Below are 17,754 nucleotides of genomic sequence, written 5' to 3' on the forward strand. Positions count from 1 at the left end.
TTCCGGCATGAACGACCGCCAGCAGCCCCTGCCCTACGAGACCACCGCGATCACGTCCGCCTTCGGCCTCGGCCTGCACCACGTGCAACTCGCCCTGCCGCCGGGCGAGGAGGACGTGTGCCGCCGCTTCTACGTGGACGTGCTCGGCATGACGGAGATCCAGAAGCCGCCGGTGCTCGCCGCCCGAGGCGGCCTGTGGGTACGCACCGACGGCCTGGAGATCCACCTGGGCGTCGAGGAGGACTTCCGCCCGGCGCGCAAGGCCCATCCCGGCATCCTCGTGGCCGACATCGACGCGCTCGCCGAGCACCTGACCGGCCAGGGGGTCAAGGTCACCTGGGACGACAACTTCCCCGGTCACCGGCGCTTCTACGCCATCGACTGCCACGAGAACCGGCTGGAGTTCCTCAGCCCCGACGAAGAGACGGGGCCATGAAGGCCCCGCCCTTACTGCGCGGCCTGGCCCGCGACTGGATCGGCCTGCCCGATGTGCCCGGCGTGCGGCGCTGGGCGTGGGTCGCGGTCATCGACGCGATCGGCACGGGCATGCGGATCCCGGTCACCGTCATCTACCTGACCACGGTGGTCGGCCTGCCCGCCGCGTCGGTGGGCATCGGCCTCGGCGTCGCCGCCCTGGCCGGAACCGTGTGCGCGCCCCTGAGCGGGGCGCTCATCGACAGGCTCGGTCCCAGGACCATGGTGATCGCCTGCTTCCTGACGGCGGCGGCCGGCTACCTCGGCTATCTCGCGATCTGGGACCTGGCGTCCTTCCTGGTGGTCGCGATCATCGCCGAGATCGCCGAGCACAGTGGCCGCCCCGCCAAGCAGGCGCTGGTGGCCGCCATGGTCACCGCCGAGCAGCGGGTGCCCCTGATGGCCTTCCAGCGGTCGGTGCGCAACATCGGCTTCGGCCTCGGCGGGCTGACCAGCGCGGCGCTCCTGACCCTCGACGCCCAGGCCGGCTACCACGCCGTCCTGGCCGGCGACGCGATCTCGTTCCTGGTCGCCGCCGGGCTCGTCACCGGCATCCACGTGACGCACCAGCGGGCCACCTCCCGGCGGGCCGCCGGGCAGGGCGTCGAGCGGGGTGCCGAGCAGGCCGCCGGACAGGCCGCCGGGCAGGGCGCCGGGCAGGGCGCCGGGCAGGGGTCCAAGGGCGGCTTCCGTGAGGTGCTCGCCGACCGCAGGTACGTCGCGCTGGCCGTGCTCAACACGATGGTCATGACCCACGTCACCGCCCTGAACGTGGGCGTGCCGCTCTGGATCCACCAGCACACCTCGGCCCCGCCGGGGCTGGTCGGCGTGCTGTTCGCGATGAACACGGCGCTCGTCGTGATCCTGCAGGTCCGGCTGACCAAGGGCGTCTCCACCGCGGGGCAGACGCCGCCGGTGTACGTGCGGGCCGCCGCCGCCTTCGCGCTCGCCGCCGTCGTCTACTGGGCGGCCTCGGTGGCCGGTGACGCGCTGGTGCTCGTGGTGGCCCTCCTGGTGGTCGGCGTACTGGCTCACACCGTCGCCGAGTTGTACGGCGCGGTCGGCGAGTGGACGGTCTCCGTCAACCTCGCCCCGGAGCACCTGCGTGGGCGCTACCTGTCGCTGTTCTCCATCAGCTTCTCCGCGCACCAGGCCATCGGCCCGGTGCTCGTCATCCTCCTCATCACCCAGGCGCCCGAGTTCGCCTGGTTCGTCCTGGCCGCCGTCCTGGGGGCGGGCTGCCTGGCCAGCGCGTGGCTGGCCCGCGGCGCCCGAGAACCGGCCGAACCGAAAGAAATGAGCACCACGCCATGACCACACCTGGTTCCACCTACTCGGCGGCCGACGTGCTCGGCGAGGCCTGGCAGGCCGCGCTGGGCACGCCCCCTGCCGGGCCGGACGCGGACTTCTTCGCCTCGGGCGGCGACTCGCTGCTGGCGATCCGGATGCTGAGCCGGTTGCGGCAGGCCCGGGTCGTCTCGACCACCGCCGACATCCTGCGCGGGCGTACGTTCGGCGGCATCCTGTCCAGGCTTGAGGCCCGCGGCGCGGAGGTCGCGGCGGCACCGGTCGAGGAGGCCGGAGCCGGGGCCGTGCCGCTGCTGCCGACGCAGCGCCGGTGGATCGCCAACGGGTTCGCCGAGCCCGACCACTTCTCCCTCGGCTGGATCTTCGACGTGCCCGAGCGCACACCTGACGGCCGCATCGTGGACACCGGCGCCGTGGAGGCCGCCGTACTGGCCCTGGTCCGCAGGCACGAGGCGCTGCGTACCAGATACCTGCTCGACGGGGACGGCGCGCCGCGCGCCGAAGTGCTGCCCGGCGTGCCGGACGGCGTGTTCGCGGTGGTGGACGTGCCCGGAGACGAACTGTCCGGGCAAGCCGTGTCCGGGCATGCCGTGTCCGGAGACGAGCTGTCCAAGGATTCCGTGTCCGATGTGTTGCGGGCCGGATGGCGGGGGCACCGGCTGGCCGAGGGCCGGGTGCTGGCCGCGCGCTGGCTGCCCGCGCAACGGCTGCTCCAGCTCGCCCTGCACCACCTGACGCTCGACGGCTTCTCCGTCGAACTCCTCGCCGACGACCTCGAAGCGCTCCTCACCGGCGCCGAGCCCGTGGCCGAACCCGGCACTCCCCGAGGTCAGGCCCAGGCCGTATCCACCTGGCTGGCCTCAGCCGAGGCGGAACAGGACGCCAAGGCATGGGCCGGGCAGAACTGGCAGGAGGTCGCGCGGGTTCCCGCCGAGCTGGCCGGGCTGGGGCTGCTCCCCAGCATGGACCTCGTGAGCGCCGAACTCGACGCGCGTGAGACGGCGGCGGCACAGCGGCTGGCCACCGAGGCGGGGCTCACGTTCGAGTCGCTGGTGCTGGCCGCCGCCGCCACCGCGATCATGCGGCGGTTCGGGCTGCCCGCCGTGAGCGTGGACACCTATCACCACGGGCGCGACCGGCTGCCCGGCGGCCCCGACATCACCTCTGGGATCGGCTACTTCCAGGCCAACTACCCCGTCGTGGTCACCGGCGGACCGGGCGACTGGCTGGAGCGCGCGGCGGCCGGGTTCGACCGGGTACCGAAGAACCGGTTCGGCTTCGACGCGCTGCGCTTCGCCGGTCACCCCGCGCTGACCGACCTGCCGGGCAGCGGCATCCGGCTGAACTTCCGCAGCAGGATGAGCGAGATCAACGCCAGGACGTCGGACTGGCTGCCGCCGTCGCAGACCTCGGCCGGTGGCCGCCGCTCGCCCCGGCAGACGGAGCCGTACCTGCTGATGCTGGAGGCCGACCAGGTCGGCGAACGATTCGCCTTCGCCATCAAGTACAGCCGCGACCATTTCACCAGCCAGACGGTCGAGCACCTGGTGCGATCCACGCTCGCCCTGCTCGCGGGGACCGCGGTCGTCCGTGACGGGGTGGACGCATGACACCGCCATCGGCCGGGCCTTCCCTACCGGCTTCCGACCTGCCCGCATCCCACCTGCCGGATCGGCGGGCGTCCGAGCTGCCGCCCGCGCTCGAACTGCGGGACGTCGTGTTGTCCGTCGGGCCGCCCGGCGCCGAACGGGTGCTGCTGCGTGGCGCCGACCTGCGGGTCGGCGAGGGTGAGAAGGTCCTGCTGTCCGGGCTGGACCGCGAGGCCCGCAACAGCGTGACGGCCCTCCTGGACGGGCGCATGCCCCCCAGGTACGGCGTGGTCAGCGCCGGCCGGGTGCGCAGCGGACGGCTCGGCCGGCTCCGGCCCAGTCCGGGCACCACGGTGCTGGACGCCGGCGACGGCCCCGACGGGGTGAGCCCGGCCGCCCTGCCGGCGGCCGACGAGCCGGGCAGCGTGGTCGTTCTCGCCGGGCATGACTGGGACGGGCTCAGCGTGCCAGTTCGGTACCGGTCACTGCGGCTGGACGGCGGGCAGTTCGTGGAGACCCCGGCCGCCCCCAAGCCGGAATCCGCCCCCCGGCCGGAATCCGCCCGCGTCCGGCTGGCCGAGCTGCACCGCCGTACGGTGGCGGCGCTGCTGGCCGCCGGGGTGGACGAGGCGTCCGCCGAGGCCGCGAGCGGCGTGCTGGTCGACGCCGAGCGCCGGGGACACCGCTCGCACGGCATCGCCCTGCTGCCCACGTACCTGCGGCGGATCGAGGAGGGCGGGATCCGGCTCGGGACCCGGCCGCGCCTCACCGAGATCGGCCCCGTGATCGCCTCGGTGGACGCCGGCGGCGGCCTCGGTCAGCCCGCGGCCCGGCTGGCGGCGGAGTGGTGCGCCGCCAGAGCCGCCGAACACGGGCTGGCGGCCGTCGCGGTGCACGACAACAACCACGTCGGGATGCTCGCCGCCTACCGGCACACCTTCCAGGAGCATCAGGTGGTGGGCCTCCTGCTCAACACCTCCGGCCCGTCGATCGCCGCGCCCGGCGCGAGCAGGCCGACCCTGGGCAGCAACGCCATCTGCCTGGTCACCCCCACCGACGGTGACGAGCCGTTCTGCGTGGACCTGGCCACCGGTGTCGTCGCCGCGGGCAAGATCAGAGACGCCGCGAACCGGGGCGTGCCGGTGCCTCCGGGCTGGCTGCAGGACGCCTCGGGCGCGCCCACGACCGACCCGCGCCAGCTCGACCGCAACGGCTCCATCCCGCTGTTCGGCGACTACAAGGGGCTGTGCGTCACGCTCCTGGCCGAGGTCCTGGCCGGCGCGCTGGCCGGTGGCCGGGTCAGCCCGGACGTCGGCAAGCAGCGCAAGCAGCTCGATCGGGTGATGGGCTGTTCGCAGCTGTTCGTCGGCTTCTCCGCCCGGCACTTCCCGTCGGGGGACGCGCAGGAGGGGCTCTCCGGATTCGTACGGCGGCTGCGCGAGGCCGTGCTGGACGGCTACGCGTCGGAGCCGGCCCGCCCGTGGTTCCCCGACCAGCCGGAGGAGGACCACGCCGTGGGCGCGGACGCTCATGGGGTCGAGGTGCCGGCGTCGGTGCTGGCCGAGCTGGGCTGGGGGCTCCGGTGAGCGCCGCCCTCGCCGACCCCGCGCTGGGCTCCGCTCCCGGCTGGCCGCTGGTGCTGTACTTCCACCACGTCAACGCCCTCGTCGACCACTACACGGCGCTCTCTCCGGACGACTTCCGGCGGGGACTGGAGACGGTGCTGGACCTGGTCGGCCCGGCACTCGACCCGGCCGCCGTCGGGCCCGGGTTCCGGCCGCCGGACCAGCCGAGCGTGCTGTTCACGTTCGACGACGGCTACCGGGACAATCTGGAGATCGCCGCGCCGCTGCTCGCGGAGTTCGGCGTCAAGGTCCTGCTCTTCTGCGTCACGGGCGAACTCGACGCGGCCGAACGGCTGGGCGAGTCCGAGCGGGCGGCGCTGCCGCCCAGGAAGTCCTTCCTCACCTGGGCGGAAGCCGAGCGCTTCAGCGCGGACGGGCACGTGCTGTCCGCGCACACCGTCGGCCACCCCCCGCTGCCCGAGCTCGGCCACGCTGAGGCCGCCGAGCAGGTCGCGGCCTCGCTGCGCAGGGTCGGCGAGCGGACCGGCGGGCCGGTGCGCACGTTCGCCTATCCGTACGGCCTGATCCCCGAGCGGCCTCCGGTTCCCGCCGGGGTGCTGGCCTTCGGAACGGTCAAGGCCGCGCCGGCGTCCTGGGCACACCGCCCGCTGCACATCCGCCGCACGTACCTGCCGGTCGGCCAGGTCGAGCGGTGGGCGGGCCTCGCTATTGGATGGAGAGAGCAGTGGTTCGAATCTCAGTGATCATCCCCACCCGCGACAGGAGCTCTGACCTGCGGCGGTGCCTGGACGCGCTGGCCGAGTGCGCCCGCCGGCTGGACGGCTCGGACTGCCGGGCGAAGCTGCATCAGGTCATCGTGGTGGACGACGCCTCGGCCGCCGCGCACGCCACGGCAGCGGCCGGGTCCTCGCCGCTGCCTGTCGAGGTGCTGCGCAACCGCCACCAGATCGGAGCCGGCGCCAGCCGGCGGTGCGGGGTCGAGCTGGCCACCGGCGACCTGCTGGCCTTCCTGGACGACGACGCGGCCCCGCGAGGCGACTGGCTCATCCAGGCCGCAGCGGTGGACGATGAGCGTCCCGCGATCACCGGGCGGGTGCTCTGCTTCGACGACAGCCTGCTGTCACAGGCCCGCCAGGCCCGGTACGACATCCGCTACGCGCGGTTGGAGCGCGATGCCCCGGTCGAATTCTTCGCCGGTGGCAACAGCTCGGTCCTGGCCGAGGTCTTCCACGAGGTGGGCGGCTTCGCGCGGGAGGGCACCGGCGGGGACAACAGCCTCGCCCAGTCCATGGCCGAGCGCGGCAGCCCCGTGCGGTTCCGGCCGGAGCTGGTCATCGCGCACCGCAACGGGAAGGGGTGGGGGCGAGCCCTGTCGGACGCGTGGTCCTCGGGGCGGCAGCACGCCGAGCGCATGACCGTGCCCCAGGGGGTGCGGGCGCTACGGGATGGAGCCGTCGGGAACACGCGGACGGTACGGGAGGTCAACCGGTTTCTCGGCGCGGTGCACGCGGTGGGGCGCTTCGCGCGATGACGGCGGACGTCGTCAGCTCACCGGCAGGGTGAGCGCCCCTCGGCCACTCACCTCCTGGGCAGCTCACCGGCAAGGTGAGCGCTCCTCGGCGGCTCACCTCCTGGGAGGCTCACCCGCAGGGGAGGCACTTCTCGCTCTCGCGCTGCCGCCAAAGCTCCGCCGCGTACGCCCGTAGCAGCCCGTCCAGCACGTACGTGTCGGGCGCGGGTCGCGTCAGCAAGTGGGCGCCCACGAGCTCGTCGAGCAGCAGACGCGCTCGATGTACGGCCAGGTTGGTCAGTTCCGCGGCGTGTTGCGCGGTGGCGGGGCCCGGATGCGGCCCGAGAGCGCGGAACAGCCTGGCCGCGTCGTACCCGAGTGATCGGTACGACCAGGAGAAGACGGCGCGCAGGTCCGTGGCGGGATCACCGCCGGTGAGAACGTCCAGGGGCGCCAAGCCCATGTCGGCGGCCAGCCGCGCGAGCGGCCGCACAGGGTAGGCGGCGGCCCGTGCGGCGACGATGGCCAGCGCCAGCGGTAGCCCGCCGCACCCCTCGATGATCTCCTCGGCGGCCTCGCGCTCCGCGCGCACTCTGTCCGCGCCGAGCCGACCGGCCAGCAGCGTGTACGCCTCGGCGGGCGGCAGCAGGCCGAGGGTCAGCTGCTGCGCGCCCTCGGTGATGACCAGCGGCGTCAGGTCGGTCCTGCTGGTCACCACGGCCACGCACCCGGGCGAGCCGGGCAGCAGCGGACGGACATGCGCCGTGTCCCTGGCATTGTCGAGCACCACCAGGATGCGCTTGCCCGCCAGCAGGCTGCGATAGAGCCCGACCTGGGCCTGGAGTCCGACGGGACTGCCGTGCGGCGGCACACCGAGGGCGTCGAGGAGGCCGCGCAGGGCGTCGGCCGGATCCATCACCGATCCGCTGGGATCGAACCCTCGCAGGTCGACGTAGAGCTGCCCGTCGGGGAACTGCCCGGCCACCCGCTGCGCCCAGTGCACGGCGAGCGCCGTCTTGCCCACTCCCGCCGTTCCCGACACGGTCAGGATGACGGTGCTGGGCAACTCGATCCCGCAGCCACGGCCCCGCGCCATCGCCTGGTCGAGCTGGTCGAGCTCGGCCAGCCGGCCGACGATCCGGCCTTCCCTGGGCGGCAGCTGCGCCGGGATGACCTGGCCGGGCAGGACGGGGAGGAGGTGCCCGGCCGTGACCGGGGCGGCCGGGCTCCCCGCGCGGGCGACGGGGACGGACATGGGCGGGTCCAGGGCGGCGTCGTGGTGCAGGATCGCCTCCTCCAGCGCGCGCAGCGACCGCCCGGGTGCGATGCCCAGCTCATCCCCCAGCCTGCTCCGGACCTGGTGGAAGACGGACAGGGCGTCGGCCTGCCGTCCGGTCCGGTACAGCGCGAGCATCAGCTGCCGGTGCACGGCCTCGTCGAACGGGTAGCGCCGGGTGAGATCCTCCAACTCGGGAATCAGTGAGGCGTGCTCGCCCAGGTCGAGCCGGGCGTCGGCGAGCATGTTGACCGCCATCAGCCGGACCCGTTCGAGGCGCTCGGCCTGCTCGTCCAGCCAAGGGTGGGCGCTGAGGTCGTCCAGCGGCCGTCCCCGCCACTGGGAGAGCGCGTCCCTGAGCCTGGCCGCGCGACCGCTCGCGTCCGCCGACTGCCGCGCCTGGTCGATGAGCTGCTCGGCCCGCTGCACATCCGTGGTGATCTCGCCCTGCTCCAGGCAGTATCCGGCCGGGCGCGTGACGATCGACTCGTTCGTCCCGAACAGTCGCCGCAGGTAGGAGATGTGGCTCTGCAAGGTGTTCACCGCGGTGACCGGCGACCGGCCGCCCCACACGACGTCGATCAGCCGATCGGTGCTTACCACCTCGCCCACCCTCAGGGCGAGCGTGGCCAGCGCGGTCTTCCTGCGCATCCCCGAGACGCATCGCACGGTGTCGCCGAAGATGACGTCGAGCGGCCCGAGCAGCCTGATCGTCACCGGTTCCGCCCCCGAGGCCGCCGATGTCGTCGTCACCGGCGGAGCCAGGAGGGCGGCCGTCGGCCCGGACGCCGCGTCCTCCGGGAGCAGCCTCCGGTCGGGTGATGCGAGAGCAAGGCGTCTCCTCATTCTGGTGGTCAAACCACGTCAGAATGTCGCCATCTACTTGCAACCGTCTTGAATGTCACTGAGCATCGCAAACCAAGTCCACCAGTGGGCCCAGATACGCGCCCGCCACCGGGATGGTGCACGAGGCGGGCTCACGGGCGCGCTCGGCCTCGATCTCCCGCAGGCGTTCGACGCACTCGGCGAGCGTCCGGGCGTCGGACTGCAGCACCACGGCATGGGCGGCGATCGCCGCGGCTTCGTCTGACATGGCTCCTCCAGCCAGAAGATCGGAACCAGGCAGCCGTCGCCGGGTTCGCCTGAGATGGGTCGTCGGCTCAAGGAGCGGCAGGACGACGGCCGCAACAGCCATCGCTCGCTTGCTGGGCGCCTTCACTACTCTGTGATACGGTATAGTGGTACTCGGTGGCACAGAGTACTAATGCCAGGAGGACCGGGGTGGACGACCTGACGGAGATGCTGAAGGGCACGCTTGAGGGTTGCGTGCTTGAAATCATCGGCAGCGAGGAGACCTACGGATACGCCATCACACGTCGGCTGAACGAACTCGGCTTCACCGATGTCATCGAGGGGACGGTTTACACCATCCTGCTGCGATTGGAGAAGAAGAGGCTCGTCCAGGTGACCAAACGACCGTCCGGGCTGGGCCCGCCGCGCAAGTTCTACGCGCTCAATGACGCGGGGCGCGAAGAACTCGCGACGTTCTGGGCGAAATGGGAGTACGTCTCATCACGGATCGACCACCTCAAGGAGGTGCGATGAACTTCTGGGAGACCATTACAGGCAGCGATCTCACCAGGGAATGGAAGACGTTCGAAGCCCGGGCCGCGACATTGCCGGCCGACTACCGGGCGGCGTGGGAGAAGATCAAGGGTCATCTTTTTCTCTACGGGGACTTCACTGGCCGCAACCTGATGCCGATTCTCGACGGTGCTCTGGGGCTACTCGAAGAGACGGCGTCCGATGGGCAGAGCATTCATGAGGTGCTGGGTGACGACATCCAGGGCTTCTGCGCGGCGCTGGCCGGCGGAGAAGGGGCCCGGACCTATCGCGACCGGTGGCGCAAGCAGTTGAACAGGAACGTCGCAAGGAAACTGGGCCGGCTAGGAGGCTGACGTGGGCATCCAGGACATCATCGAGGGTAAGAAGCAGTGGCGGGCGCACATGGCGCGGGTCAAGGCGCTCCCGCCGGATTACCAGATCGTCTACAAGGAGATGCAGAGGTACTTCTTCAAGGTCGGGCCGGTCGGGCTGGCTGACGGGTCCCTGCTCTCAGGGATCCTCGAGTTCTTCGAGGAGGGCGTCGCGGCCGGCAAGGGAGTCCTGGAGCTCATCGGCAACGACGTCGCTGCCTTCTGCGACGACCTGGTCAAGGACTCGCGCACCTACGCGGACCTCTATCAGGAGTCCATCAGCGGGGAACCCGGCACGGCCGGGAAGTAGCACCTGTCGACCCAAGGCGCTGGCGGACGCTGCTCATGCCGCCGAGCGCGCCTTCGTCAGGCCGGGTCGCCACCGCTGTGGGCGCAGTGGCGATCCCACCAGCAGGTCAGGCGGGCCGGGCGGAGGGCTCATCAGGAGGCGCCCGCCACGAGCGGTGCGGCTGGGCAGGCTCACGAGCGTGCCCGCTCGGCGTAGCGGTGCAGGTGCGCGGCGGCCACGCTCAGATCGGCGGCGGCGGCCGCACAGGCCGCGAGATGTGCGGTCACCGCCTCGCGCAGCCATGGTGGCGCGACGCCGCCGGCCTCCAGCCCGGCCTCGATCTCCCGCAGGCGTTCGACGCACTCGGCGAGCGTCCGGGCGTCGGACTGCAGCACCACGGCATGGGCGGCGATCGCCGCGGCTTCGTCTGACATGGCTCCTCCAGCCAGAAGATCGGAACCAGGCGGCCGTCGCCGGGTTCGCCTGAGATGAGTCCTCCGGTCAAGGAACGCAGGACGACGGCCGCCGGGCTCGCCTGAGATGGGTCCTCGGGTCAGGGAGCGGCAGGACGACGGCCGCCCGGCTGACAACGGCATTCCGGTCAGGGGGGCGGCATCGGGGTGGCGGCGGACCGGAGCGTCTGGCGGGCACCGGCCGACAGGCACAGCAGCGGGCGGGCGCCGTCGAGACCCAGCTCGCGAAGCCGGCGGGCCAGTGGGTGAGCCGACCGCGGCTCCACGGCCAGCCGCAGCCGTGGCACGGGATGCAGTCGGCCAAGGCCGCGGGTCCGCAGGCAGGAACGCAGCGTGGTGCCCGCTTCCCGCGTGTAGCCGACCAGGTCGGGGTCGCTCGCGGGCAGCCCGGGGCCGAGGAGGCCGCGCAGGGTCAGCACCCGGTCGTCGGCCGCGCCGGCGGTGACGCGCGCGGACCTGGCGGTGAGCTCGAACTCCAGAGGCGCGAGGTACGGCTCGCCACCCCACAACCGCGGCCCGATGGCCGAGACTGCGGCGTCGTCGACCACCGAGCCGGCCAGATAGCTGCCCGAGCGCCGCCGGTCGGCGCCGCGCAGCAGGTCGGGCCAGACTCGGGGCGACCGCGACCGCCACGGGCCGGGCACTACGACCCCCAGGTGGAGCTCGCGGTAGCCGCCCACGCTGGTGCGCCGGTTCCAGGACGCGTACAGGGCGACGAGGGCGCGACCCGCGAGCCGCACGGCGGGGCCGAACCCGGTGCCCGCCAGCAGACCCGCCGCCGCCTCCGGATCCGCGGCGAAGTAGGCCGTGAGCGCGCTGCCGTCGTGGCACCTGATCGGCAGCTCGACGGGGCCCTCCGGGCCGTCCACCGGGTAGGTGGGCACGGTGAGGAAGGGGAACCCCTCGGGGTCGGGCGAGCGGTCGAACAGAAGGTACGCCTGCGAGCGGACGACCGGCCCATGGTAGAGCGCGAGCTGCCCGTCGATCCGGTCACGGGCCTCGATCAGGTCGTCGGCGAGGTTGGCGATGTAGTGGTCGATGCTGTGGCAGAGCGGGAAGAGGTGGGTGGAGTCGAAGTAGTCGACCACATACCAGCCGGGGTGCAGGTCGAAGCAGCCGCCCGCGCCCTGCCCGTCGAGGGTGGGGATGATGTCGTGCTGGTTGGTGACGCTGGCGACCCAGGTGCGGGGGTCGGCGGGTGTCTTGAAGTCGATGGGCGAGCCGACCGCGACGGCGTGGGTGACGGTGTGGCGGGCGCAGAACTCCGGATCCTGGGCCAGGTTCATGATGGCCGCGCCGCCCGCGCTGTGCCCGATGAGAGCCAGCTCCGCGCCCTGGGGCAGGCCGTAGTCGGCCACGGCCTCGGCCAGCGCGCGACTGTAGGGGCTGCTGGCCAGCACGGCGCTGCTGAAGGCGCCGAGCAGGTCCTGGGGCGAGTCGTGGTCGGGCCGTCCCGCCCGCATGCCGGGCGCCTGGATGACGTGGCGTACCACCCCGTCGGGGCCCTCGACGCTCTGGATGAGCACCCGTCCCGTCGTGCCCACCGCGCTGATGTCGCGCAGGAACCCGAGCAGCGACCCTCGCGAGCACAGCCGCGCGGACTCGGCTTCGGTCAGGTCGACGCGGCGGGCGGCTCCCTCCCCTGTGTCGAGGACGGCGATGGCCCTGTTGCTCATGCCGGTGATCGGGTCGGCGGTGGCGTAGCCGCCTCCGGTCGCGATCAGCCAGGCGGCGGAGTCGTTGAGTGGGTTCTCGTCCAGTAGCGCCCGCAGCGCGAGGACCTCGCCGAAGACCGGGGCGAGCTCGCTGAGCGCGCGCACCGCGCCGCGATCCTTGAGCAGGGCGCGCAACGCGCGGAAGGCCGCCAGGTCGCGGTCGGCCGCGACCGCCTCGATGAGCCGGCCGAGCATGGGGTCGCCGGTCAGCTCGGGGTGGTCGACGGCCACGGCGGCGATCCGCAGCCGCAGCGAGGTGGCCAGCACGCGCACGGCCAGGCTCTCCGTGCCCGCCATGGCGCCGACCGCGGCCGCCAGCGCGCCCAACCGGCCGCCGGCGAGCGCGTATCCGAGGCCGTCGCCGTTGACGATCGAGCGCAGCAGCGCGCGGTGGGCCAGGAAGGCCGCCGAAGGGGCGTGTGGCAGGGCCCGGAGCAGGGCGCCGTCCGTGAGCGCGGCCGTGGCGTGGACCGACGCCTCCCTGATCACGACCCCGAGGTCGACCAGCTCGCGGGCCGCGGCGCGCAACGGCCCGGCGGCCGGACCGGTCTCCCCGCTCACCGCTCGGCCCGTCGGGACATGCTGACGAAGCGGGGGCGCGGATCCTCCGGGACGTTACGGCGCAGCACGTCGGACAGGGTCCGCGTGGTCGCGATGATCCGCAGGCCGTGCGGGGTGAACGTCTCGGCGTTGAACACCCGCGAGGACAGGAGCGGGTTGGTCAGCGCCTGGGAGAAGGCGTCGATGGCGATGATCTTCGTGAGGAGCGGCGGCAGGATGGCGTCGGGCGCGCCGGGTTCCTCGGCGAACAGGCCGACGTACAGATCGAGGTCGTCGACGCCGCGGTAGAGTTCGCGCAGCGCGCCGCTGACCTGCTCGTCACCGGAGACGTGCTCGAAGCGGCGAACCCGGGGAAAGCGGCAGTGCTCGCGGTAGCTGTTGTAGGAGGCCAGGCTGAGCGCGCGCGAGTCGGCGATGCTGGCCACGTCGACCTCCCGCAGGACGGGGTCGGTGTTGAACAGGCCGATGCGGCCGGCGCGCTGGCGGGAGGCGTCGTCGAACAGCCGGCCGAGGCCGGGCTCGGGGATCAGCGCACCGGCGACCAGGGTCTGCTCCATCGAAAGCTCGCGCCCGCCCACGGACAGCCGGGAGGGGATCAGGCTGTGCCAGCGGTAGACGAGGTTGAACTCCACCGAGGCCCAGTTCTCGCGGTGCCAGGACGCGCGCGCCAGCATCGACGACAGCCCCGAGTCCAGGGTGAAGCGGAAGTGGTAGGGGGTGATGTGATTGATGTACTCCTCGACCACCAGCTTGATCAGCAGCACGATGAGGATGTTGCGCGCGGTCTGGAACAGCCGCTCGTCGTCCCAGTGCGGATAGCAGGCGGCCAGCAGGCGGGCCACCCGGTTGTGCTCGCGCAGGAACAACACCGTGAGCATGGTGAAGCCGATCTGGATGTTGCCCCGGTCACTCCCGGTCGCGAACAACGTGTCGCGCTGCTCGTCGGTCATCTCCGCGAAGCGGATGACGCTCAGCGGCGCGAACTCCGGTTTGATCTTGCCGTTCTCGCACAGGTAGGGCGGGAACTCCCCGCCGTTGATGAGCTGGCTCTTGAGCAGCCCGCCCTCGAACGTGCGCAGCGCGGCCGTCATCTCCGCGTGCAGGCCGTAGACCTGGTTGAGGTCGATGTGGTGGTTGGAGGTGTTTCGGCGCGGGTCGCGCGGGATGTTGACGTCACCGCGCAGGAAGCCGTCGGTGAACCACTGGGCGAAGTAGGCGAACAGCACCGTGGAGCGTGGGCAAGGGATCATGGTGTCGCCACGGGTGAAGAGGTCGGCGGCGCGCTGCGGGCTGGGCCGGCCGCTCTGGTCGCCGGCGGACGGGGGCAGGTGCCTGCCGCTGAAGGTGCGGTCGGTCAGCGAGGCCCACGACGTGTAGTCGGCCATCGTGCTCAGCGGCTCCGGCCGTGGCGGCATCTCGCGGATCGCGTGGTCGATCAGCGAGGCGTTGAGCCGCCGCCGTAGCGGCTGAACGGTCTGTACGAGATCCCAGAACGGCCGGCCGCTGGTCAGAGCCAGAAACCTGAGCCGGTTGACCGCGCCGTCGGTGGCGATGCCGCGCGCCTTCGTCCTGCCTGCCGCCATCGTCATCCCTCCTGGCCGTCGGCACCGAACTGACCATCGGCACCGAACCGCCCGTCGGAACCAGGCTGCCCACCAGCACTGGGCCGCCCGTCGGAACCAGGCTGCCCATCAGCACCGAACCGCCCGTCGGCGCCGAGGCCGAGGAGGAACCGGTCGGGGAAGATCCCTTGAGACCGGGCGACCTGTCCTTCCGGTGGCGGCAGCAGGCGCACGCCGGGGCGCAGCAGCAGGCGGCGTACGGCCTCGCAGACGATGGCCCTGGCGGGATGCACGCCGAGGCAGGCGTGATGGCCGTAGCCGAAGAACAGCTGCTGGTGGGCCGGCCGGTCGAGGCGGAACTCGTCGGGCTCCGTCACCACGTCCGCGTCGAACATGGCCGAGGCCGGAGCCGCGAGCACGACCGTGCCGGCGGGGATCAGTGTGCTGCGCGGGGTGCCGGCGGCCAGCACGTAGTCGCGCTCGCACAGCCGGGGAAGCAGCTTGAAGAACGGGTTGAACCGCAGTGCCTCCCAGACGTAGCGGTCGAAGTGGCCAGAATCGGGGTCGGCGGCCGCCTTGACGGCCTCCGCCAGCACCTGGGGACGCAGAAGGAGCTGCTCGACGGCCTCGACCATGGCTCCGGGCCCGCTCTCCACGAACCCCAGGGGCAGGCCGGCCATGTTGATCAGGATGCGCTCGTCGTCGACGCCGATCCCGTCCGGCAGGGTGGTGCGGGCGAGCCGGGTGAAGACGTCGTCGGGCAGGTCGAGCCCCGCCCGCAGCGCGGCCCTGTGCTCGGCGAGCCGGCCGCGCAGGTAGTCGATCATCTCCGTGCCCGCACGGACCGACGCGGCCTGAATCTCCGGGTCACCCAGGAAGTTGGCGAAGCCGTCGGTGACGATGGCCCGGGTCCACCGCGACAGTGTCTGCTGGTCCGGGCCGGGGAAGCCGAAGTAGGTGGCGCACACGCCCAGAGCGACGGGGCGGAACAGCGCCTGGACCGCGTCGACGCGACCGTAAGGCAGGGCGGCGTCGAGCAGCTCGTCGGCCATGCGACCCGCCAGCTCGCGCGCACCGGCCGTGTCGCGCGGGTCGAGCATGACCCGCATCAGGCCCTTGTCTCGCCAGTTCATCGAGGTGGCGTCCCGGCCCAGCATGAACGGGCCACCCAGCGCGGCGTCGAGCCTTGGGCCGAAGATTCGGACCGAGAAGACCTCCTCGCGGGACAGCACCTCGGCGACGTCGGCGAAACGGGTCACGACCGTGAAGGCGGGGGTGACGAAGACCGGGCGTCGCTCGCGCAGCTCGGCGAACAGGGCGCGCCAGTCGGTGCGCATCCACTCGCGGACGAGGCCGAACGCGGACATCGGGTCGCGGGCCAGCGCCTCGTCGTATCTCTCCAGATGACTGCCCGTGGTTGCCTGATCGACAGCGCCCATGCCGTGGCCCCTTCCGTTGTGACGTCGGACCGAACAGAGATCATCACGTTGTGTGGCCACCACAATCTAGGCGGCCGAAACCCTCCCCCCTGATGGCTACCGTATGGAGTGTTTTGGTTCCTCTTAGTGACGACTTCGTCACTTGACGGCCATTGCCGTGGTCCGGGGAGACGGCCGTTGAATGAGGAGCCGTATCGTCCTCGCCGATCACGGGAGCAAGCGTGAACTCGTCCTCCATCCCGCAGCCGAGTTCGGGCACGGCGGAGACGGTGCTGGTCACCACCGGGCGCCGGACCGTCTACCTGGTCGTCCTCGTGGTGCTCCCGGTGCTGCTCCTCGCCCTGGCCGTGCCCGCCGCCTGGGGCTGGGGCATCGGTCCGCGCGACGTGGTCATCGCGGTGGTGATGTACCTGGTCAGCATCTTCGGGATCGCCATCGGCTATCACCGGCTCTTCACCCATCGGGCCTTCAAGTGCGCCAGACCGCTGCGCGTCGCGCTCATGCTGGCCGGCGGCCTGGCGGTCGAGGGCCCGGTCACCCTGTGGACGGCCGAGCACCGCCGCCACCACAAGTACGCCGACCGCGAGGGCGACCCGCACTCACCGTGGCGCTACGGAGACGACAGCCTGGCCCTGCTGCGCGGCATGCTGCACGCCCACGTCGGCTGGTTCTTCACGGCGCGCCGGCGCTCCAGCCCACGGCACTGGGTGCCCGACCTGCTGGCCGATCCGGACGTGCGCCGGTTCGACGCCGCCTACCCGGCCGTCGCGGCGCTGTCGTTCGCGCTACCCGCCGTGGTGGGCGGGCTGTGGTCGATGTCATGGACGGGCGCGTGGACCGCCCTCTTCTGGGGCGGGCTGGTCCGCTACGCCGTGGTGCACCACGTCACCTGGTCGGTCAACTCCGTCGCGCACACCTTCGGCGACCGTCCGTTCCGGACCAGGGACCGCTCGTCGAACGTGCGGTGGGTGGCGTTGCTGACGCTCGGCGAGGGCTGGCACAACTGGCATCACGTCGAACCCACCTGCGCCCGGCACGGGGTGCTCAGGGGCCAGCTCGATCCGAGCGCCCGGCTGATCCGCTGGTTCGAGCGGGCGGGCTGGGCGCACGACGTGCACTGGCCGTCCCCCGACCGCGTGGCCGCCCGCCGGGCCGACCTGCGCGACCCGACCGACCGAACCGACCCGGCTGACCGGACCGACCGGTGCGACCCGACCGACCGAACCGACCGGGCCGACCGGCGCGGCTGACCGTCTCTCCGATCACTGTCCCGGGCGCCGGAGCCGCAGCGGCCACTTTCCTCTACAACCTGTAGAGTATGCGCGGTATTCGACGGAAAGGGTGAAGCATGCTGCGCTGGTTCCGAGTCGTGGCGGTGGCCGAGGCGTGCTCGTGGGCAGGACTGCTGACCGGGATGTTCTTCAAGTGGGTGATCGCGACCGGGGAGCTCGGGGTGAAGGTGTTCGGGCCGATCCACGGGGCGCTGTTCGTGCTGTACGCGGTCGGTGTGGTGCTCGCGGCACGAGAGGCGGGCTGGAGCCGGGGCACGGTGCTACTGGGCCTGGCGTGCGCGGTCCCGCCGTTCACCTCGCTGTGGTTCGAACGGCGGATGGCGTCGCGCGCGGCCCGCAGTCCGTCCCCCGCACCGGCTGCCGGCTAGCGGCCGGCTCCCACCACGGCTGGGCTGGTCGTGTCGAGGATGTCGCCGGGGCGTACGAGTCCGTGCGTGACGTACGCCGTGGTGATCGCGGCGGCGACGGTGTGCGGGTCGAAGACGCCCGTCTCCTCCTCGACCGTGCCGATCGTCGAGGGGTCCAGTTCGAGGTTCAGCGCGTCGTAGCAGGCCAGGGCCACGTCGCGAAGGGCGGGGCCGCCGTGGACCTGCACGACGGAGCTGACCGGCCAGGAGCGCCCCCGGATGCGCTGGGCGATGCCGGCGATCTTGACTTGGCCGTCGGGCGTTGACGCTGTGGTCACCCGGGCAATACTCCCGGGG

General features: G+C 72.1%; 18 protein-coding genes. 11 read left to right on the top strand and 7 right to left on the bottom strand.

Annotated features, from left to right (window positions below; genetic code table 11):
• The first annotated feature begins 7 nt into the window (after nt 1-7).
• The 6 genes from AB0I38_RS01025 to AB0I38_RS01050 are packed head-to-tail and all read left to right on the top strand — an operon-like array spanning nt 8 to nt 6,488.
• Complete coding sequence (locus AB0I38_RS01025; RefSeq protein WP_358459811.1) at nt 8-436, top strand: VOC family protein; 429 nt, start codon at nt 8-10, stop codon at nt 434-436.
• Entirely contained in the window at nt 433-1,788 is a 1,356-nt protein-coding gene (locus tag AB0I38_RS01030) for an MFS transporter (protein WP_358459814.1), read from the top strand. Before AB0I38_RS01025 ends, AB0I38_RS01030 begins: the two co-directional genes overlap by 4 nt.
• Nucleotides 1,785-3,392 carry a condensation domain-containing protein gene (locus AB0I38_RS01035; RefSeq protein ID WP_358459817.1) on the top strand — a complete coding sequence of 536 codons (1,608 nt, stop codon included), beginning with the start codon at nt 1,785-1,787 and terminating at the stop codon, nt 3,390-3,392. Before AB0I38_RS01030 ends, AB0I38_RS01035 begins: the two co-directional genes overlap by 4 nt.
• The gene (locus tag AB0I38_RS01040) at nt 3,389-4,957 is read left to right on the top strand and encodes an Ldh family oxidoreductase (RefSeq protein WP_358459820.1); all 1,569 of its coding nucleotides are present in this window, start codon (nt 3,389-3,391) and stop codon (nt 4,955-4,957) included. Before AB0I38_RS01035 ends, AB0I38_RS01040 begins: the two co-directional genes overlap by 4 nt.
• Nucleotides 4,954-5,700, top strand: coding sequence for a polysaccharide deacetylase family protein (locus AB0I38_RS01045; protein ID WP_358459822.1), 747 nt, complete (start codon nt 4,954-4,956; stop codon nt 5,698-5,700). The genes AB0I38_RS01040 and AB0I38_RS01045 overlap by 4 nt, the downstream gene beginning before the upstream one ends.
• Entirely contained in the window at nt 5,682-6,488 is an 807-nt protein-coding gene (locus AB0I38_RS01050) for a glycosyltransferase family 2 protein (RefSeq protein ID WP_358459825.1), read from the top strand. The genes AB0I38_RS01045 and AB0I38_RS01050 overlap by 19 nt, the downstream gene beginning before the upstream one ends.
• Nucleotides 6,489-6,597: 109 nt before the next feature.
• Here AB0I38_RS01050 and AB0I38_RS01055 read toward each other — a convergent pair whose 3' ends face one another.
• Both AB0I38_RS01055 and AB0I38_RS01060 read right to left on the bottom strand, forming a co-directional pair.
• Entirely contained in the window at nt 6,598-8,496 is a 1,899-nt protein-coding gene (locus tag AB0I38_RS01055; RefSeq protein ID WP_358459828.1) for an AfsR/SARP family transcriptional regulator, read from the bottom strand.
• Nucleotides 8,497-8,644: 148 nt separating this feature from the next.
• Nucleotides 8,645-8,836: a hypothetical protein gene (locus AB0I38_RS01060; RefSeq protein ID WP_358459831.1), complete on the bottom strand. Its 192-nt coding sequence runs from the start codon at nt 8,834-8,836 to the stop codon at nt 8,645-8,647.
• 188 nt (nt 8,837-9,024) lie between these two features.
• Between AB0I38_RS01060 and AB0I38_RS01065 the strand changes: the two genes are divergently transcribed.
• Genes AB0I38_RS01065 through AB0I38_RS01075 form a run of 3 tightly spaced genes read left to right on the top strand, consistent with a single transcriptional unit; the run spans nt 9,025 to nt 10,029 of the window.
• Nucleotides 9,025-9,348, top strand: a complete 324-nt coding sequence (locus tag AB0I38_RS01065; protein WP_358459834.1) for a PadR family transcriptional regulator — start codon at nt 9,025-9,027, stop codon at nt 9,346-9,348.
• Nucleotides 9,345-9,701 carry a DUF1048 domain-containing protein gene (locus AB0I38_RS01070; RefSeq protein ID WP_358459837.1) on the top strand — a complete coding sequence of 119 codons (357 nt, stop codon included), beginning with the start codon at nt 9,345-9,347 and terminating at the stop codon, nt 9,699-9,701. Before AB0I38_RS01065 ends, AB0I38_RS01070 begins: the two co-directional genes overlap by 4 nt.
• A 1-nt stretch (nt 9,702) precedes the next feature.
• Complete coding sequence (locus tag AB0I38_RS01075) at nt 9,703-10,029, top strand: DUF1048 domain-containing protein (RefSeq protein ID WP_358459840.1); 327 nt, start codon at nt 9,703-9,705, stop codon at nt 10,027-10,029.
• Nucleotides 10,030-10,199: 170 nt separating this feature from the next.
• On the opposite strand, the gene AB0I38_RS01080 is transcribed toward AB0I38_RS01075, so the two are convergent.
• From AB0I38_RS01080 to AB0I38_RS01095, 4 genes are all read right to left on the bottom strand, one after another.
• Nucleotides 10,200-10,442, bottom strand: coding sequence for a hypothetical protein (locus tag AB0I38_RS01080; protein ID WP_358459844.1), 243 nt, complete (start codon nt 10,440-10,442; stop codon nt 10,200-10,202).
• A gap of 167 nt (nt 10,443-10,609) precedes the next feature.
• Nucleotides 10,610-12,757, bottom strand: a complete 2,148-nt coding sequence (locus AB0I38_RS01085; RefSeq protein ID WP_358459846.1) for a hypothetical protein — start codon at nt 12,755-12,757, stop codon at nt 10,610-10,612.
• Nucleotides 12,754-14,346 (bottom strand): peroxidase family protein, encoded by a 1,593-nt coding sequence (locus AB0I38_RS01090; protein ID WP_358459849.1) that lies wholly within the window; start codon nt 14,344-14,346, stop codon nt 12,754-12,756. Before AB0I38_RS01090 ends, AB0I38_RS01085 begins: the two co-directional genes overlap by 4 nt.
• The gene (locus AB0I38_RS01095; protein ID WP_358459852.1) at nt 14,343-15,758 is read right to left on the bottom strand and encodes a cytochrome P450; all 1,416 of its coding nucleotides are present in this window, start codon (nt 15,756-15,758) and stop codon (nt 14,343-14,345) included. Before AB0I38_RS01095 ends, AB0I38_RS01090 begins: the two co-directional genes overlap by 4 nt.
• A 221-nt stretch (nt 15,759-15,979) precedes the next feature.
• On the opposite strand from AB0I38_RS01095, the gene AB0I38_RS01100 reads away from it, so the two are divergent.
• Nucleotides 15,980-17,008 carry an acyl-CoA desaturase gene (locus AB0I38_RS01100; RefSeq protein WP_358459855.1) on the top strand — a complete coding sequence of 343 codons (1,029 nt, stop codon included), beginning with the start codon at nt 15,980-15,982 and terminating at the stop codon, nt 17,006-17,008.
• Nucleotides 17,009-17,106: 98 nt separating this feature from the next.
• Entirely contained in the window at nt 17,107-17,418 is a 312-nt protein-coding gene (locus AB0I38_RS01105; RefSeq protein ID WP_358459858.1) for a DUF3817 domain-containing protein, read from the top strand.
• Here AB0I38_RS01105 and AB0I38_RS01110 read toward each other — a convergent pair.
• Nucleotides 17,415-17,735 (bottom strand): hypothetical protein, encoded by a 321-nt coding sequence (locus tag AB0I38_RS01110; protein ID WP_358459861.1) that lies wholly within the window; start codon nt 17,733-17,735, stop codon nt 17,415-17,417. The two genes, AB0I38_RS01105 and AB0I38_RS01110, sit on opposite strands and share 4 nt — an antisense overlap.
• Nucleotides 17,736-17,754: the final 19 nt, after the last annotated feature.

Origin of the sequence: Nonomuraea cavernae (assembly GCF_040655715.1) — a bacterium.
Classification (GTDB): Bacteria; Actinomycetota; Actinomycetes; order Streptosporangiales; family Streptosporangiaceae; genus Nonomuraea; species Nonomuraea cavernae_A.